This window comes from Methylobacterium sp. SD274 (assembly GCF_017355285.1).
Lineage (GTDB): Bacteria > Pseudomonadota > Alphaproteobacteria > Rhizobiales > Beijerinckiaceae > Methylobacterium.
The window spans coordinates 1-14745 of record NZ_JADIJP010000006.1; the positions used below are offsets into that span (position 1 = coordinate 1).

16 protein-coding genes and 1 tRNA gene are annotated in these 14745 nt (G+C 64.7%); 12 read left to right on the top strand and 5 right to left on the bottom strand.

Annotated features, from left to right (window positions below):
* Nucleotides 1–427 precede the first annotated feature (427 nt).
* A complete protein-coding gene (locus IPV08_RS07225) occupies nucleotides 428–1198 on the bottom strand; it encodes a hypothetical protein (RefSeq protein WP_246747846.1) in 771 nt (256 codons plus the stop codon).
* A gap of 865 nt (nucleotides 1199–2063) precedes the next feature.
* Between IPV08_RS07225 and IPV08_RS24515 the strand changes: the two genes are divergently transcribed.
* The 3 genes from IPV08_RS24515 (at nucleotide 2064) to IPV08_RS07240 (ending at nucleotide 3214) form a co-directional block, all read left to right on the top strand.
* Nucleotides 2064–2219 carry a hypothetical protein gene (locus IPV08_RS24515; RefSeq protein ID WP_246747847.1) on the top strand — a complete coding sequence of 52 codons (156 nt, stop codon included), beginning with the start codon at nucleotides 2064–2066 and terminating at the stop codon, nucleotides 2217–2219.
* A complete protein-coding gene (locus IPV08_RS07235) occupies nucleotides 2219–2632 on the top strand; it encodes a hypothetical protein (RefSeq protein ID WP_207411352.1) in 414 nt (137 codons plus the stop codon). The genes IPV08_RS24515 and IPV08_RS07235 overlap by 1 nt, the downstream gene beginning before the upstream one ends.
* Nucleotides 2633–2710: 78 nt before the next feature.
* Nucleotides 2711–3214, top strand: coding sequence for a hypothetical protein (locus IPV08_RS07240; protein ID WP_207411353.1), 504 nt, complete (start codon nucleotides 2711–2713; stop codon nucleotides 3212–3214).
* A gap of 50 nt (nucleotides 3215–3264) precedes the next feature.
* Here the strand turns inward: IPV08_RS07240 and IPV08_RS07245 are convergent, their stop codons facing one another.
* Nucleotides 3265–3813: a metallophosphoesterase family protein gene (locus IPV08_RS07245; protein ID WP_207411479.1), complete on the bottom strand. Its 549-nt coding sequence runs from the start codon at nucleotides 3811–3813 to the stop codon at nucleotides 3265–3267.
* 257 nt (nucleotides 3814–4070) lie between these two features.
* Between IPV08_RS07245 and IPV08_RS07250 the strand changes: the two genes are divergently transcribed.
* Nucleotides 4071–4271: a hypothetical protein gene (locus IPV08_RS07250; protein ID WP_246747860.1), complete on the top strand. Its 201-nt coding sequence runs from the start codon at nucleotides 4071–4073 to the stop codon at nucleotides 4269–4271.
* On the opposite strand, the gene IPV08_RS07255 is transcribed toward IPV08_RS07250, so the two are convergent.
* A complete protein-coding gene (locus IPV08_RS07255) occupies nucleotides 4253–5854 on the bottom strand; it encodes an integrase family protein (RefSeq protein ID WP_207411355.1) in 1602 nt (533 codons plus the stop codon). The two genes, IPV08_RS07250 and IPV08_RS07255, sit on opposite strands and share 19 nt — an antisense overlap.
* Nucleotides 5855–6073: 219 nt before the next feature.
* On the opposite strand from IPV08_RS07255, the gene IPV08_RS07260 reads away from it, so the two are divergent.
* Nucleotides 6074–6150 (top strand) — tRNA-Arg (locus IPV08_RS07260).
* A 349-nt stretch (nucleotides 6151–6499) separates the two neighbouring features.
* Here IPV08_RS07260 and IPV08_RS24925 read toward each other — a convergent pair.
* Nucleotides 6500–6625: a hypothetical protein gene (locus IPV08_RS24925; protein ID WP_281435330.1), complete on the bottom strand. Its 126-nt coding sequence runs from the start codon at nucleotides 6623–6625 to the stop codon at nucleotides 6500–6502.
* A 381-nt stretch (nucleotides 6626–7006) separates the two neighbouring features.
* Here IPV08_RS24925 and IPV08_RS07270 point away from each other — a divergent pair, with 381 nt between their 5' ends.
* Nucleotides 7007–7282, top strand: a complete 276-nt coding sequence (locus IPV08_RS07270; RefSeq protein WP_082470521.1) for a hypothetical protein — start codon at nucleotides 7007–7009, stop codon at nucleotides 7280–7282.
* 117 nt (nucleotides 7283–7399) lie between these two features.
* Here the strand turns inward: IPV08_RS07270 and IPV08_RS07275 are convergent, their stop codons facing one another.
* Nucleotides 7400–7696, bottom strand: coding sequence for a hypothetical protein (locus IPV08_RS07275; RefSeq protein ID WP_207411357.1), 297 nt, complete (start codon nucleotides 7694–7696; stop codon nucleotides 7400–7402).
* A 283-nt stretch (nucleotides 7697–7979) separates the two neighbouring features.
* Here IPV08_RS07275 and IPV08_RS07280 point away from each other — a divergent pair, with 283 nt between their 5' ends.
* The 6 genes from IPV08_RS07280 to eutC all read left to right on the top strand — a co-directional run bounded on the left by IPV08_RS07280 (nucleotide 7980) and on the right by eutC (nucleotide 14744).
* Complete coding sequence (locus tag IPV08_RS07280) at nucleotides 7980–8579, top strand: cysteine hydrolase family protein (RefSeq protein WP_207411358.1); 600 nt, start codon at nucleotides 7980–7982, stop codon at nucleotides 8577–8579.
* Between the two features lie 80 nt (nucleotides 8580–8659).
* A complete protein-coding gene (gene poxB, locus IPV08_RS07285) occupies nucleotides 8660–10420 on the top strand; it encodes a ubiquinone-dependent pyruvate dehydrogenase (protein WP_207411359.1) in 1761 nt (586 codons plus the stop codon).
* Nucleotides 10421–10613: 193 nt separating this feature from the next.
* On the top strand, nucleotides 10614–11474 hold the full coding sequence (locus IPV08_RS07290; protein WP_056433694.1) for a transglutaminase family protein: 861 nt from the start codon (nucleotides 10614–10616) through the stop codon (nucleotides 11472–11474).
* Between the two features lie 251 nt (nucleotides 11475–11725).
* Entirely contained in the window at nucleotides 11726–12484 is a 759-nt protein-coding gene (locus tag IPV08_RS07295; protein ID WP_207411360.1) for a hypothetical protein, read from the top strand.
* A 53-nt stretch (nucleotides 12485–12537) separates the two neighbouring features.
* Entirely contained in the window at nucleotides 12538–13938 is a 1401-nt protein-coding gene (locus tag IPV08_RS07300; RefSeq protein WP_207411361.1) for an ethanolamine ammonia-lyase subunit EutB, read from the top strand.
* Complete coding sequence (gene eutC, locus IPV08_RS07305; RefSeq protein ID WP_207411362.1) at nucleotides 13935–14744, top strand: ethanolamine ammonia-lyase subunit EutC; 810 nt, start codon at nucleotides 13935–13937, stop codon at nucleotides 14742–14744. Before IPV08_RS07300 ends, eutC begins: the two co-directional genes overlap by 4 nt.
* Nucleotide 14745 lies beyond the last annotated feature (1 nt).

Below are 14745 nucleotides of genomic sequence, written 5' to 3' on the forward strand. Positions count from 1 at the left end.
GGGAGCGATGCTGCGAGCGTTACGAGCTCAGCATGCGTCAGGCCCTCAACCCAGGCTCTGACGGGCGCGGGGAGGGTGGACGTGTCCGCAGCCGGTCCCCCGGCGACGAGGTGCCGGGCGTACGACACCAGTGGCACTCCGACTTGGTGGCGGGGTGCGGGCTCCCGGTAGGGCGCCGGGGCAACCGCCGGTGCCGGGGCATCGAGGTACTGAGATGCCGCCTCCGTAGCTGGCAGGACTGGGGTCGTGACACCCGTCGCGGACTGGACCGCACGGAGAACCCAGCGGCCGCTCTCCCACACGAACGCAAGGACGGTGGCGACGGCGGCTGCGGCGATGGCGAAAACGCGGGCGAGAAAATTCATGGCGGTGGTCCTGTGCTGGGGGTGACGATCTCGATTGTCCGGGGCGCCTCGCAATCGACAAATCAGGCCGCGGAGAAGATGCGCTCGACGACCGCCCGGGGCAGTTGCTTGTGGTGCACGCGGAGCAGCCTGAGCGCGTGACTCGCCTGGGCGACGTCGAGCTCCGGCAGCGCGTCGAGGACATGCCCGTCGATGGTCGCGCTCTTACTCCAGCCACGGCCGTTTTCGAGCGTCGCCCAGTCCGCGTCCTCGCGCGTAATCAGGCGGACCCCTTCGAGAGCCAGGGTCCTGATCTCGGGACGCTCGGCCAATGCCCGCTCCTTGTCGTGTACGAGGGCCAGCTTGCCCTCGGACCGCACGACGTTCTTGCCCGCGCGTTCGACGAGGGACAGCAGTCGCATTGCATCCGCGACGTCGAGGTCCGGGCGCTGGAGGAGACCTTGAGCCTCATCGACGTCGACCCTGCGTGCCCAGGACCACCTGCGCGTGGTGAGAGAGTGTTCGGCCTCGGACCGGGCCCGTGCAACGAGATCGGCGATCCGCTGCGCCTCCGCTACCCGCGCCGCTTCCTCGCGAACACGATCTGCCGCGTCCGCCGCTGCCCACCTCGCATCGCGCTCCGCGACCAGGGCCGGGATGGTGTCGATAGCTGTCTGGACGGCGGCGATGTCGTGGTCGGGCTGCTGCCAAAAAAGGACGTTCTCGCTTTCGCGCGTGAGACCCAGGTCCCAAAAACAGACGACCTCCGCGTCGATAGCCTGATCGAACGCCGGCGTCCGGACGGCGCAGCTCAGGTACCGCTCACCATGCCGTGTTTGGAGCAGCTCTCCCATCTGCCACTGGAGCCCAAGCCACGCTGGCGGCTGGACGTAAGGGGGGAGTGGGGGCGTGTAACGGGGCATTTGCGAATCCTCGGATCGGCGGATCTGAGTAATGTAGACCTAGTCGTACAAACCGCAACCGGGGACCATCAGGCTCTTTCGACAACACCGCACGACGATTTCGACAACGATTTGAACAACACGGTGTTGTTGAAACTGTTGTTCAAATGGCAAAAAGCCTGAAGATATCGCATTGGTTGTATAACATCAAAGGCATAATTTGGGAGGACCTGTAAATTCGATCGCTGGTTGCGATATAATGGTCTCGGCAGATTCGCGGAGGGGTTTGATGGATGGTCGAGTTGACGGAGGGGGACGTCCGAACGTTGCTTCGCGGGGCATGCCGCCGTGCGGGGTCGCAGGACGCCTGGGCACGCCAGACGGGGCTGTCCCCGCAGCACGTGTCCGACGTCCTGCTCGGACGGAGGGAGCCGGCCGGGCAGGTCCTGAGAGCTCTGGGGCTCTCGCGCAGGGTCCGGTACGTCGAGACGGCCGCCGGGGACCCAAGCGCTACTGCAGGATCCCCCGAGCCCGGTGCGAGGAGTACCTCAACGACGGTCTGACCTATCGCGAGATCGCCCGCGTCGAGGGGTGGGACGAGAAGACGATTGCGGTGCACTGCAGGGGGCTCGGGCTCACATCCCAGCCACGCCAGCCAGTTGTCACGCTCTTAGACGTCGAGAGCGCGCGTGAGGGACGGGAGACTGTCCGAGAAGTCGCGGACCGCCTGGGCGTCACGATCCAGGCCGTGCACATCTGCGCGTACCGGAACGGCACCAGGATCCCGCGGCGTCCCTCACGTCTCGACTACGAGACAATGAGAAGGGTAGTCCTCGCGCACGCCCCGCTCTCGCAAGCCGCCCTGGAATTGGGCGTCACTCCCGAGACGCTCTACCGGCGCGCCGGGCAACTTGGTCTGCCTGGTGACCGCCGCGGCCGCACGCTGCTCCGCCGTCGCGAGGGGGGCGTCTGATGTGTGACCTGACCTCTGATTTGCAGCGTCTCGGGATCGCCCAGGTCCGGGCCCGCCTGACCCAGGCACGGGCCGCCGCGCAGGCCCTGATTGACGATGAGGCGTTGCCGGAGATCCGTCGCGATCGTCTCGCGTTCGCACTGGACGAGATGGACGCCCGCCTCCTCGACGTGGCCCGCAACGGCCTCTTCCACCTTGCCGGTGAAATTGAGGCCGCCCAGGAGCCCGTCGAGGAACGCGTGGACCTGGACGCAAACAGGTCACCCGAGGAGCGCGCCGCGGTCGTGGGGATCCTCGACGAGCTCCTCGCAGGCGAGCCCCCCGAGCCCCCCGATCCGGTCGCGTCCGAAATGCCTCGCCCGCTGCCGCCGCCGCTCCCGCCAGGTGCCCGGGGCGCACTCACCAGAATCTAGACCGCCACATTTCGAAGCCTGGGCGCCCGGCTAGGGGCACAGTTTCCCGCAGCCCCCACGGACACAAGACCTCGCAACATGCGTATCAAGACAGTCGACTACCGGCCCGTGCAGGCCGTCATCACCGCCACTCTCACGGAGGCTGCACCCTTCGACATCTCGCCGTCGATGCGGGCCCAGGGCGTCATCCACGACCTGATGCGGGCCGGCTACGTGATCTCCCTGGCATCCGCTGACCCGGTCCTAGGAAACGTCATCATCCTCGATGCGGAAGGCGAGGATGCCATCCGAAAATTTGCAGGCATCCGCGGGGAGGAGACCCAAGCAGATGAGGACGATGCCAGGGGGCCAACCCTTGCCCCCAGGGACGTCCACACCCTGCCAGGCGGCCGCCGGTCCTCAGTCATGACGCTCAACGAGAAGCGCATCCTCCAGGCTGTCGTCGAGATCGTCCCGAAGGCCAAGCCAGCGGACGCGGCTGGCGGCAACTCCTTGAAGTCGATGACCGTGAACGTAGTCGTGTTCGAGGAGCCCGACGAGATCGACAAGGACCTGCAGCGGCCGGTCCCCGCCCAGGGTTAGCCATACAGGCCCCTGGGCGCTCAAATGCGAGCGCCCAGGGGCCGTAGGGGTCACCGCGTAAGAACGCGTTCCTCGGGCTGCGTGTCAGATGAAGCCATGCGTTCCAATATTTCGTCGAGGCTCACCGGCCGGTAAGACCACACGTCGACCCCAACGTCTTGAGACTGCGTGGTGCCCGGCAGGAGCCCGTGCGTGTGCCCAAAGAGGTGGAGGCTGCCCCGGAAAGCGCGTGGCCACGAACGCATCGGGTAATGGCATAGTATTAGGTGCCGGTGCTCGATGGAGATCTCATGGATCCCCTCGTGCTGCTCGTCCCACCCGAGTCGGCGGTTACGCTTGTCGTGGTTCCCAACGATGAGGATCTTGCGACGGCCGTTAAGGCGACGGAACGTGCGTTCCAGGTACGCCAGGTCCTTGGATAATGAGAAATCGCCCAGGTGGTAGACCGTGTCCCCGGGGCGCACGATGGTGTTCCAGGCCTCGATCAGGAGCTCGTCGTGCTCCTCTATGCTGGCGAACCCAGGGCGTAAGCCGTGCAGTATGCCGGCATGCCCAAAATGCGTGTCTGCGGTGAAGAACGTGGCCATGTCGGCCTCCAAAAAATGGAGGCTGGCGCGCACGCTCAGGTCCTCCTCAGATGACGGGAAAGGCGGGGGCGTGCGCCATGGATTTTCGCGACATGGGGAGGCCTCGGAGGCGGGGTGAATATGGACGATCGCAGCTCGCCGGAGGGTGGGCAAGCGCGACGTTTGGGCAGAGTAAAGAAATCACTGGGCGCATTTCGAGATCGACTCGGCCGCCAGTTTGTTCTTCATTCGTTCTCATGATCGAATCGATGGAGCACGCCGTGGACGAAATGGAACGCGCCTACTTGGAGGCCTCCGGCGGAGATGCGCGGGACGCCCTGCGCCGGGCCCTTGGCGATGCCCTGCAGGAGATCGCCACGGTCGACCGACAGGTCAGCCGGGGTTTCGGGCGGGCGGGCAAGCCGGCCGATCTCGCCCGCAAGCTGGGACGGGACCGGCGTGACCGGCAGAATCAGGTGACCGCCGTCTGACGCGCGCGCTGGCGTGACGTCCGCCCCTCCGCCCAAGCTTTCTCCGAGGCAGCCGCGCGCCTGGCCTTCTCGGCCTCCGGGTCTTTGACCCCACGCTGGCGGAGGTTCTCCGCGACGAGCATGGCTTTGAGCGTCTCGCTGTCCGGAAGCTCCACGGCGCGGCGCGCGACCACTAGTGCGTCGGACCAGGCCAGCAGGGCAGGAGCCTTCAATTCAAGCATCTGGTCGCCTGTGTATCTACGGGTCACCCCGTTCCCGTCTACGACCTGAAGCAGGTCCGAGTTGGCGTGATCGAGGACCATCCCGACCTGGGCCGCGGGTATGGAGTGGTCCTTCTGGCTGACGGTCGCGAATGCCCGGCGGACGTCATGGGGAGAGGCGCGACGCCCGGGCATGGCCGCGACTGCGTGCGTGAGCGTGTCCTCCGACATGTGCTCGACGGTGCCCCCGGCGCGACGCGGCCGCATCCCCGGGAACAGCCATTCCGAACGGGGGCTGGCGTCCGAACGGGGGCTGGCGTCCGATGTGGTCCGTCGGAGGTACGCCTGGATGCGCCACCAGACATGCGGGGGGAGCGGCAGGGCATGCGACCCGCGTCTCGGATCCTCCGCCGTCGGGGACCCGCGCGAGATCTTGCGATGGCCTTGCCACCAGAGTCCCCAGCCCTCACGGGAAGCCCACGGCTCGAACTCGTCGACGCGCGCCTTGACGACGGAGAGCCGTCTCTGCGCGGTGTAGATGAGGAGCTCGATAGCCATGCCCACGCTATCGGATAGGACCCCATGCTGCGCCACGGCGAGCATATGCGCGACCTCTGGCAGGAGCGGGAAATGTCGGCGGGCCTTCACGCTGCCCAGGCGGGGAGCCTTGAGCCCGAGCATCGCCCCGGCCTTCGCGCCGGACCTCCGGATCTGACCGGGCTCGGCCATCCATTCCCAGAAGCGCCTCGTCACCCTGACAACATCCTTTGCGGTGCTGCGCTTGTCCTCGGAGACCAGGGCCTCGACGATGGCGGCGACGTCCGGTGCCTCGATCCTTGAAACGAATCGCCTGTCCAGCGTCCGCATGGCCGGGCCCCCGACGACGCCCGCGTAATTCCGGACCGTCGCGGACCTCAGGCTCCCGGCCTCGGCCTCGCGCCTCATCCAATCCTTCCATGCGGTGCGGGCCTCACCGTACGTCCACGTCGCCGGCGGTGCGGTGCGGGGCATGAAGTCGGGGACGGCGATCTCCTCGCCTGCGGCCTGACCGCGGCGGCGCTTGGCCTCCCGGGCCACCGCCGCGCGCTTGAGCTCGATCCACTCTCTCGCGGGCTCGCCCTTACCGGCATCGATGTGCCGACGAACCTCGACGGCCACCGCCCGGGCCTGGGAGAGGGACCATGTCTTCGCATCGCCGAGGAGGACGCGATGCTGCTTGCCCTCGTACCTGGCGCGGACATGCCACGACGCGGCCGTGGGGGAGAGGCGCAGCGTCAGGCCGGGGCACCCGCCGTCCGCCACGTCGCGCGCCGGACCGGTTGCCTCCCTGATCAGGGTGGCAACAATGGATGCGTCGAATACTAGAGCGGCCTTAGCTGCCATGTGCCCTCCGGGGTGAGCGTCTGCTCTACCGCGTAGCACACCAGTAGCAATGGATTTCCCGCCCCCCGGCTGTGGATGGTGTTTCGGGATCCAACGCCAGGGTTACGAAAGGCCTGGTTGGACACCCGAAAAACCGGGCCATTCCGTAGGAGAAACGCCTTGCGAATGAGTCTGTTATGGACGGGTGGGGAGGGGCCTGCTACACGGGATTTGGCGCATGACTCCGTAGCTCAGCTGGATAGAGCAGCCGCCTTCTAAGCGGCAGGTCGTTGGTTCGAGCCCAACCGGGGTCGCCATCTCTCCGCCATCACGCGAGGGCCAGTGTAAGCTCCGCCAGATCAGGCCTTGAACGCCATTCCGTGAAACATGCCGTGCGGTGCAGCCAGTCTGGTGTGAGGGTGACCGCAACGTTGGCGTTCTGTTGCATCGATCAGGACTGAATGACCGAGTTCGAGGTGGGCGAGTAATAAAGTGTGCCGGGCTGTCTGTCTGCGAGCCGAAGAACATCAGCGACTTAGCATGACAGGTCGCCACAAACAGTCGGGGCAGGAGTTCGGATCACATCCGCGAGACCCTCAGAAGATCACGGTAGACAGTGACGCCAGGGCAGCAACGATCGGGATCCTGGTCGTCTCATCGTGGACGCTATGATTGCCCGAACAGCGCGATCAGGGCGTGGATCACGCTCGCCCCGCCCACTGGTGCAACGAAGAGCAGCACCACATTCAGTCCGACGATCCAGACGACCGCCCGCTCTTGTGCCTTGGTCATCGGGGGCTTGCGTGAAGGCGGCTCCCAAGCCGGTTCTCGCGGCGGCCTCCAACCCTCGTCCACGAACATCGGCGACCTCATCGCCGACTCAAATCGCATCACCGCATGGCCGGCACAGCGATAGTAGAGCGGAGTAAAGAGATGAGGCAATCGCCTGCGTTGCAAGATGGAAGGCGTCAGGGTCGGCCTGAACTCCGCCAGTCGACAAGCTAAGCAGACCTCGAAGGACTCTCGGCACGGACATCGATCCAGATCGTCTCACCCGATGCCTTCCACGCTGGGCTCGGCCTGCCGGATCGTCATTGCCGCCTGTGCCGGAACGTCACAGCTGAATTTTGCGTTTCCTTCAGCGTGCACCGCGCCAGACTCAGGGAGAAACGCATGAAAGCTTTGACGCTTGCCCTCGCCGGGGCATTGCTCCTCGGATCGCCCGCCCTCGCTGCGGAAGGTGGCTCCGGAACCACGAAGTCCGGCACGATGAACAACACCGGGCCGAACGATGCGGGAGCCGGTTCATCGCCGGGAGCCGCCGGGAGCGGCCCCTCCACGGGAGACAAGAGCCGCTCAGGCACGTCGAACAGCACGGGCGCCAATGATGCCGGTTCGGGGTCGTCTCCGGGAGCATCGGGCAAAGGTACCAGCGCGCCGACCCGCTGACGTCACTGAGGGCGGATCAGGCCTGGGTCTCGTGCGATCCAGGCCTATCGTCGCCCGCCTCGCTACCATCGAACGAGGGGGTGCTTCCGGGTCGGCCGGGAGCACCCTTCGTCATTCTTAGAAGCCGAATCGCACGTAGGGGCGGGGTGCGTAAGCGTAGGGCCGAGGAGCATAGGCGTAAGGACGGTAATAGGGCCGGTAATACGGGCGATATCCGTAACCATAGCCATAAACCGGCACGGGGCGGGGCGCGTGGTAGCCGAACGCGCGGGATGTGGCCTTGCACCCGAACGCGGAGGGGTAATAGCCGTAACCGCACCCGCCGGCAGCCTCGGCCGTGGTGGTTGTGGCGGCAGACATCGTCAGGCCACCAATGACGGCGGCAAGGAGGCCATAAGTCTTGACGTGCTTCATGACACAAACTCCGGATCGCGTCCCCTCGGGATTAAAGCTTCACCGCGGGGCGTGCTGCATCAAGACACCCGATCGCTGAACAAATTCTGACATTTTCGCCGCCTGCACCTCCCTACCGTACGAGGGACCTTGAGCGCGCGATTTCGTGATTGAGAAAGGGTGACCGGGGAGCTTTCGCGAGGGCGTACCGTTCCTGCTAGCCAAGGACGGGATTGACGCGGTCCCCGAATGAGGTCTCCTCACCCCAAACCTCTCCGTTGCGATTGCAGACCGGAAGCCAGCCATGACAGACCTCAAGACCCTGCGCGACGTTTCCGGCCTGAGCCCGGTGCCGGCCCGGCTTCGATCCTCCGCCCTGGTGATGATCGATCTGCAGAACACCTATCGCGAAGGCATCATGCGCCTGGAAGAGGTGGAGCCCGCCATCCGCGCGGCACGCGAACTCCTCGACCGCGCACGGGAGGCCGGCATCCCGATCTTTCACATCCAGCACGATGCCGGACCCGGCTCGCCCTACGATATCGCCGCCCCGATCGGCAGGATCAGTGACGAGGTCGCGCCACGAGACGGCGAGAGGGTCATCGTCAAGAACTATCCTAATTCCTTCGTCGGTACGGATCTGCAGAAGCACCTCGAAGCGACGGGTAAGAAATCGGTTCTGCTCGCCGGTTTCATGACGCATATGTGCATCAACTCCACGGCGCGCGGCGCTTTCAACCTGGGATTCAGCCCGACGGTCGTGGCCTCCACCACCGCGACCCGCGCCTTGCCCGGTCCCGACGGTCAGGTGGTGCCCGCGAATTCGCTTCAGGCCGCGAGCCTCGCGACGCTCGGGGATCTCTTCGCCGTGATCGCGCCTCGGGTCAGCGATATCGCGGAATGACACGGGTGAGTGACACTCAATGGACCTCGGGAACGTGTGCGGCGCAGCATCGTTCGGGTTCTGAAGCAGGAGCGCGAACCATGAAAATCGATACCGTCGCGGATCTCGTCGTCGAAACCCTCCAGCAGGTGGGGGTACGACGGATCTACGGTGTCGTCGGCGACAGCCTCAACGCCATGACCGAGTCGATCCGGGCGAGGGGCGTCATCGACTGGGTGCATATGCGCCACGAAGAGGTCGGCGCCTTCGCGGCCGGCGCGGAAAGTCAGATCACCGGGGAGTTGGCGGTCTGTGCGGGCTCCTGCGGGCCAGGCCATGTCCATCTCATCAACGGCCTGTTCGATTGCCATCGAACCCGGACTCCCGTCCTGGCCATCGCCGCACATATCCCCTCGGCAGAGATCGGATCCGGCTACTTCCAGGAGACAGACCCGAAGGCCTTGTTCGCCCAGTGCAGCCACTATTGCGAGCTCGTCTCCGATCCGTCCCAGCTCCCGTTCGTCCTGGAGAATGCCATCCGTGCCGCGGTGGGACAGCGCGGTGTCGCCGTGGTGATCATTCCCGGCGACGTCGCGTTGAAGGATGCGCCGGCCCGCGCCATTGCTCCCAATGCCGGCCTCCTGCCGGCGAAGCCGACGATCCGTCCCGCCGAAGCCGAGCTCAACGCGCTGGCCGAACTCCTCGACGGCTCGTCAAAGATCACACTGCTCTGCGGCCGGGGATGCGCCGGCGCCCATGCCGAATTGCTGCAGCTCGCCGAAGCTCTCAAGAGCCCCATCGTCCATGCCCTCGGTGGCAAGGAATTCGTGGAATACGACAATCCCTACGATGTCGGAATGACCGGCCTCATCGGGTTCTCGTCCGGCTATGCGGCGATGCGAGGCTGCGACACGCTGCTGATGTTGGGCACCGACTTTCCCTACAAGCAATTCTATCCCGCGAATGCCAAGGTGGCGCAGGTCGATCGACGGTCGAACCAGCTCGGCCGGCGGACGAAGCTCGATCTCGGTCTCGTCGGCGACGTACGGGATACGATCACGGCGCTCCTGCCGAAGCTCGGCGTCAAGTCCGACCGCACCTGGCTCGATGCCAGTCTGAAACACTACGCCAAGGCGCGCGAGGACCTCGACGATCTCGCCACCGGCGCGCCGACCAAGGGCTGGTTCGGCCTGAAATCGGCCAAGGCCCCGATCCATCCGCAATATCTGACCAAGCTCGTGAGCGAAGCGGCGGCGGATGACACGATCTTCACGGCCGATGTCGGTACGCCGACGATCTGGGCGGCGCGCTACCTGAAGATGAACGGCAAGCGCCGGCTTCTCGGATCGTGGGTGCATGGCTCCATGGCCAACGCCATGGCGCAGGGCATCGGCGCACAGGCGGCCTCTCCCGGCCGGCAGGTCGTTTCCTTGTCGGGCGATGGCGGTTTCTCGATGCTGATGGGCGATCTCCTGACACTGCGGCAGGAGAAGCTGCCGTTGAAGATCGTGATCTACAACAACGGCTCCCTCGGCTTCGTCGAAATGGAGATGAAGGCCGCAGGCTATCTCGAAACCGGCGTCGCGCTCGAGAACCCCGATTTCGCCGCGATGGCCCGGGCGGTGGGTCTCCATGCGGTGCGGGTAGAAGATCCGGCCGAACTGGAGGGCGCGATCCGGAACGTGCTCGCCCATGACGGGCCGGCCGTACTCGACGTGGTGGTCAACCGTCAGGAACTCTCGATCCCACCGAAGATCGACGGACAGCAGGTGAAGGGCTTCAGCCTTTACGTGCTGCGTGCGGTGATGAGCGGCCGCGGGGATTCGGTTCTCGATCTCGCCAAGACGAACATCATCCGGTAGCTGAAGCACTGCTTCGAAGGTATCCAGACCGAGCCGTGATGCGGCCTCCAGGCTCAACGGTGGCCGCATCCTCGGACAAAAGATCGGTTTGGCAGCGGGCCGGGAAGCGCAAGCCGGCCTTAGCAACAGGATCTTTGCAGCTGCGGCGGGCGTAATCCTTGCACGGTCTTCCGAAACGGAGGAAGGAGCTTCCATGCGCTACATGCTCGGCTGCAGTCTGTCTTATAACATACTGTCGGACACGACGTTTATCTTCAATATCGAGGTCGCTCGACTGAAGAGCCTTGAGATTCTCAGCGAGACGCTGATTCTCAAGCCCGACCTGAAGCGGGAAATCTACATCTCGCCCGATCTGCAAAACCGCTATCTCGGGGTGAACGTCCCCGCCGGCCAGTTCTCGCTGGAATACAACGCCGAGGTCGAGCTCACCGTCCATCGGGCCGATCCGGCCACGATCAACGAAACGCCGATCTCGCAGCTTCCCCTCGACATCCTGCCGTTCCTGCTGCCCAGCCGCTTCGTCTCGTCCGACCGGCTGACGCCCTTCGCGCAGGCGGAGTTCGGGGCGATGCCCAAGGGGCACCAGCGCGTCAATGCGATCTGCAACTGGATTCACGATCATCTCACTTACCAGCCCGGGACCAGCGACGGCGAGACGACCGCCGATGAGAGCCTGCTCAAGCGCGCCGGCGTGTGCCGCGATTTCGCGCATATCGGGACGGCCTTCTGCCGGGCATTGGGCATCCCCGCCCGTTTTGTGAGCTGCTACGCCCACGGGCTCGTGCCGAGCGATTTCCACGCTGTGTTCGAGGCCTATCTCGACGGCCGCTGGTGGCTGTTCGACGCCACGCGCCAAGCCGATCTTGACGGTCTCGTCCGCATCGGCGTCGGCCGGGATGCGGCCGAGATCGCCTTCTCGACGCCCTACGGCAACATGCAGCCGGTCAACCAGCAGATCCGTATCGCGCGCTCCGACGGCCTCGGCAGCCCGCCCCAGCGCACGGTCGACGCGATCTCGACGGAATTGCCCGCGCCGCATGCGGGAGCGGCCTGAACGTCCGGGTGACGGGATGCCGTGTCCCGTCGCCCGATTTCGGCACCTACGCGCGTCGTCGGCACATGGGTCGGGCCGACAAAGGCGATCGATTCGGTGCCCTGACCTCATGTCGGGGTGGTTCGTCCACACCTCCGTCTTGGATAAGACCGTCTACCAGACGGCCGATGTATGAGATTTCAGTCTAAGCAAGACTTTACGATCTATGATATGCCTCTTTCGGGATAAGATAGACTATCGAATGAGGCACGATGCCAGCCATCCTCCAGACAAAGGGAATGACATTCGATGCATATCGAATGTCTTTTCGGGCAATGCGCTCGCTTTGGCGCGAAACCGGCACTATGATCGCGATTGCTATCACGCAATTTGTGTTGATCAGTTTTGCAGGCAGATCATTTGACAGTCCCTTCATATCGCTGGGTGGACTATTTTACATAGCTTTCTCAATCATATACATTCCTTATTTATTAGCAATCTATCGCCATTGCTTGGACCTTGAACGCTTAAGCATTAGAAACTTGCTCGCTCAGTCGATCCGGGCAAGATATTTTATCGTCTATGAGATAGGATGGCAGCTGATCACATCCCTATGGGGAGAAGCTCAGAAAACCGACTCGCTGCTGCTTATGCTATCGATATTTATCGGCGCGGGCGGCCTCTTGTTATGGCTTAGGATACGCTTGGTCGTCTTGGGACTGATCCTTGCAGTGCCAAACCTGAACGTCACCGCCAAAGACGCATTTCGGGCAACGGAAGGTCGGGCGTGGGACATCTTCTTTATCGCTTTTCGAGCAAGCTTGCCCCTCGTCGTGATCATGGTTGCGGTCATCCTTTCGGTTTCCATCGCAATCGGCCCGCTCTCGGATGAAAATCGATCTCTACAGATCGTCCTTTTTCAGATTGTTTTCTTGCCTATAGGGTTCATCGGCTTGGTTCTGCGCACGGTCGTGGAAGTGCAGATTTTCCAACGGCTCGGACTTCCCAGCCGCCAACATGAGGTAGAATGAACGCCCGGTCGTATGGCTCGATTTTCGCGACGACGATGCAGGAGCGTTAAAAAATGACCTATCGCCACATCGTCGGCCCCAAGACCCATGTCTTCGCCGATCTCGCGACGCTGATGGCCAAGGCGACGCCGCTGCGCTCGGGCGACCGGCTCGCCGGCATCGCGGCGGAATCGGCGGAGGAGGGGATGGCCGCCCGCTGGTGCCTGTCCGAGGTGCCGCTGTCGGAGATCCTGGCCAAACCCCTCATTCCCTACGAGGAGGACGACGTCACCCGCCTCATCCTTGATACGCACGATGCGGTGGCCTTCAGGGAGATCGCCCATCTCACCGTCGGCGATTTCCGCGAGTTCCTGATCAAGGCGTCCTCCGAGACCCTGACCCGGATCTCGCCCGGCATCACGCCGGAGATCGCCGCCGCCGTCTCGAAGATCATGCGTCATCAGGACCTGATCCTGGTGGCGCGCAAATGCCGGGTGGTGACGAAGTTCCGCAACACAATCGGATTGCCCGGCCGGCTCTCCGTCCGTCTCCAGCCCAATCACCCCACCGACGATGCCGCCGGCATCACCGCCGCCATCGTCGACGGCCTGTCCTATGGCTGCGGCGATGCGGTGATCGGCCTCAATCCGGCCTCCGATTCCGTCTCCACCCTGAGCGGCTTGCTCCACCTCTTCGACGACCTGATCCACCGCCTCGCGATCCCCACGCAGGGCTGCATCCTCACCCATGTCACCACCACGCTGGAGGCGATGAACCGGGGCCTGCCGGTGGATCTCGTGTTCCAGTCGATCGCGGGCACGCAGAAGGCCAATGCCAGTTTCGGCGTCACCCTGCCGATCCTGAAGGAGGCGCACGAGGCGGCCCTTGCCCTGAAGCGCGGCACGGTGGGCGACAATTGCATGTATTTCGAGACCGGGCAGGGCTCGGCACTCTCGGCCAATGCCCATCACGGCATCGACCAGCAGACCCTGGAGGCACGGGCCTACGCCGTCGCGCGTCCGTTCCGGCCGCTCCTCGTCAACACGGTGGTCGGCTTCATCGGGCCTGAATATCTCTATGACGGCCGGGAGATCATCCGGGCCGGACTGGAGGACCATTTCTGCGGCAAGCTCATGGGCCTGCCGCTCGGCTGCGACGTTTGCTACACCAACCATGCCGAAGCCGACCAGAACGACATGGACACGCTCCTGACCTTGCTGGGAGCGGCCGGCTGCACCTTCGTCATGGGCATTCCCGGTGCCGACGACGTGATGCTCAACTACCAATCCACCTCGTTCCACGATTCACTCTACGTGCGCGAGGTGCTCGGCCTGAAACGCGCGCCGGAATTCGAGGCTTGGCTCGAACAGATCGGCCTGACCGATGCGGAGGGCGCACTCCTGCCCGAGGGACCGAGCGCCCGCCTCATCGCGGCGGCTCCCGGCCTGTCCGCCCAGAAGGGGATTGCCGCATGAGCGCCGAGGACACCTCCGAAGATCCCTGGGCCAGATTGAGCCGCCTGACGCCGGCGCGGATCGGCCTCGGGCGCGCCGGAACCGGTATGCCCACTATCGAGGTGCTGCGCTTCGGGCTCGCCCATGCACAGGCGCGGGATGCCGTCCACACGCCGATGGATGCCGCTGAGGTCGCCTCCGGGATCGAGGCACTCGGCTATCCCACCCTGACCCTCGCCTCGGCGGCGCCGGATCGCGCCACCTATCTGCGTCGCCCCGATCTCGGCCGCACCCTGGGCGAGGAGAGCGCGAAGACCCTCGCTGAGCGGCCCACCGAGCCAGCGGACCTCGCCATCGTCGTGGCGGACGGCCTGTCAGCCAGGGCAGTGCACGAGGGTGCGGCCGGCTTCCTCGCAGCCTTCAAGCCGCATATCGACAAGGCCGGATGGACGCTGGCTCCCATCGTGGTGGCGACGCAGGGGCGCGTCGCCCTCGGCGACGGGATCGGCGTGGCGCTGAAGGCTCGCGCCGTCGCCGTCCTCATCGGCGAGCGGCCGGGCCTGTCCTCGCCCGACAGTCTCGGGATCTACCTGACCCTGGACCCGCGCGTCGGTCGTTCGGATGCCGAGCGCAACTGCATCTCGAACGTCCGCCCCGCCGGGCTCTCCCATGAGCTCGCGGCGTTCAAACTCGACTGGCTTCTGCGCGAGGCGTTCGTGCGCGGAATCACCGGCGTGAACCTCAAGGATGGCAGCGGGCCGGACCTGGAGCCGCCGCCGCGTCAGCAGGCGATCGGGGACGGAAGCGACACCGCATCCGTCGCCTGAC

What these genes read in the sequence shown, in the direction of transcription:
- IPV08_RS07225 (WP_246747846.1), bottom strand. Translation starts at nt 1,198, where the DNA reads ATGGGAGAGCTGCTCCAAACACGGCATGGTGAGCGGTACCTGAGCTGC.
- IPV08_RS24515 (WP_246747847.1), top strand. Translation starts at nt 2,064, where the DNA reads ATGAGAAGGGTAGTCCTCGCGCACGCCCCGCTCTCGCAAGCCGCCCTG.
- IPV08_RS07235 (WP_207411352.1), top strand. Translation starts at nt 2,219, where the DNA reads ATGTGTGACCTGACCTCTGATTTGCAGCGTCTCGGGATCGCCCAGGTC.
- IPV08_RS07240 (WP_207411353.1), top strand. Translation starts at nt 2,711, where the DNA reads ATGCGTATCAAGACAGTCGACTACCGGCCCGTGCAGGCCGTCATCACC.
- IPV08_RS07250 (WP_246747860.1), top strand. Translation starts at nt 4,071, where the DNA reads ATGGAACGCGCCTACTTGGAGGCCTCCGGCGGAGATGCGCGGGACGCC.
- IPV08_RS07255 (WP_207411355.1), bottom strand. Translation starts at nt 5,854, where the DNA reads ATGGCAGCTAAGGCCGCTCTAGTATTCGACGCATCCATTGTTGCCACC.
- IPV08_RS24925 (WP_281435330.1), bottom strand. Translation starts at nt 6,625, where the DNA reads ATGACCAAGGCACAAGAGCGGGCGGTCGTCTGGATCGTCGGACTGAAT.
- IPV08_RS07270 (WP_082470521.1), top strand. Translation starts at nt 7,007, where the DNA reads ATGAAAGCTTTGACGCTTGCCCTCGCCGGGGCATTGCTCCTCGGATCG.
- IPV08_RS07275 (WP_207411357.1), bottom strand. Translation starts at nt 7,696, where the DNA reads ATGAAGCACGTCAAGACTTATGGCCTCCTTGCCGCCGTCATTGGTGGC.
- IPV08_RS07280 (WP_207411358.1), top strand. Translation starts at nt 7,980, where the DNA reads ATGACAGACCTCAAGACCCTGCGCGACGTTTCCGGCCTGAGCCCGGTG.
- poxB (WP_207411359.1), top strand. Translation starts at nt 8,660, where the DNA reads ATGAAAATCGATACCGTCGCGGATCTCGTCGTCGAAACCCTCCAGCAG.
- IPV08_RS07290 (WP_056433694.1), top strand. Translation starts at nt 10,614, where the DNA reads ATGCGCTACATGCTCGGCTGCAGTCTGTCTTATAACATACTGTCGGAC.
- IPV08_RS07295 (WP_207411360.1), top strand. Translation starts at nt 11,726, where the DNA reads ATGCCAGCCATCCTCCAGACAAAGGGAATGACATTCGATGCATATCGA.
- IPV08_RS07300 (WP_207411361.1), top strand. Translation starts at nt 12,538, where the DNA reads ATGACCTATCGCCACATCGTCGGCCCCAAGACCCATGTCTTCGCCGAT.
- eutC (WP_207411362.1), top strand. Translation starts at nt 13,935, where the DNA reads ATGAGCGCCGAGGACACCTCCGAAGATCCCTGGGCCAGATTGAGCCGC.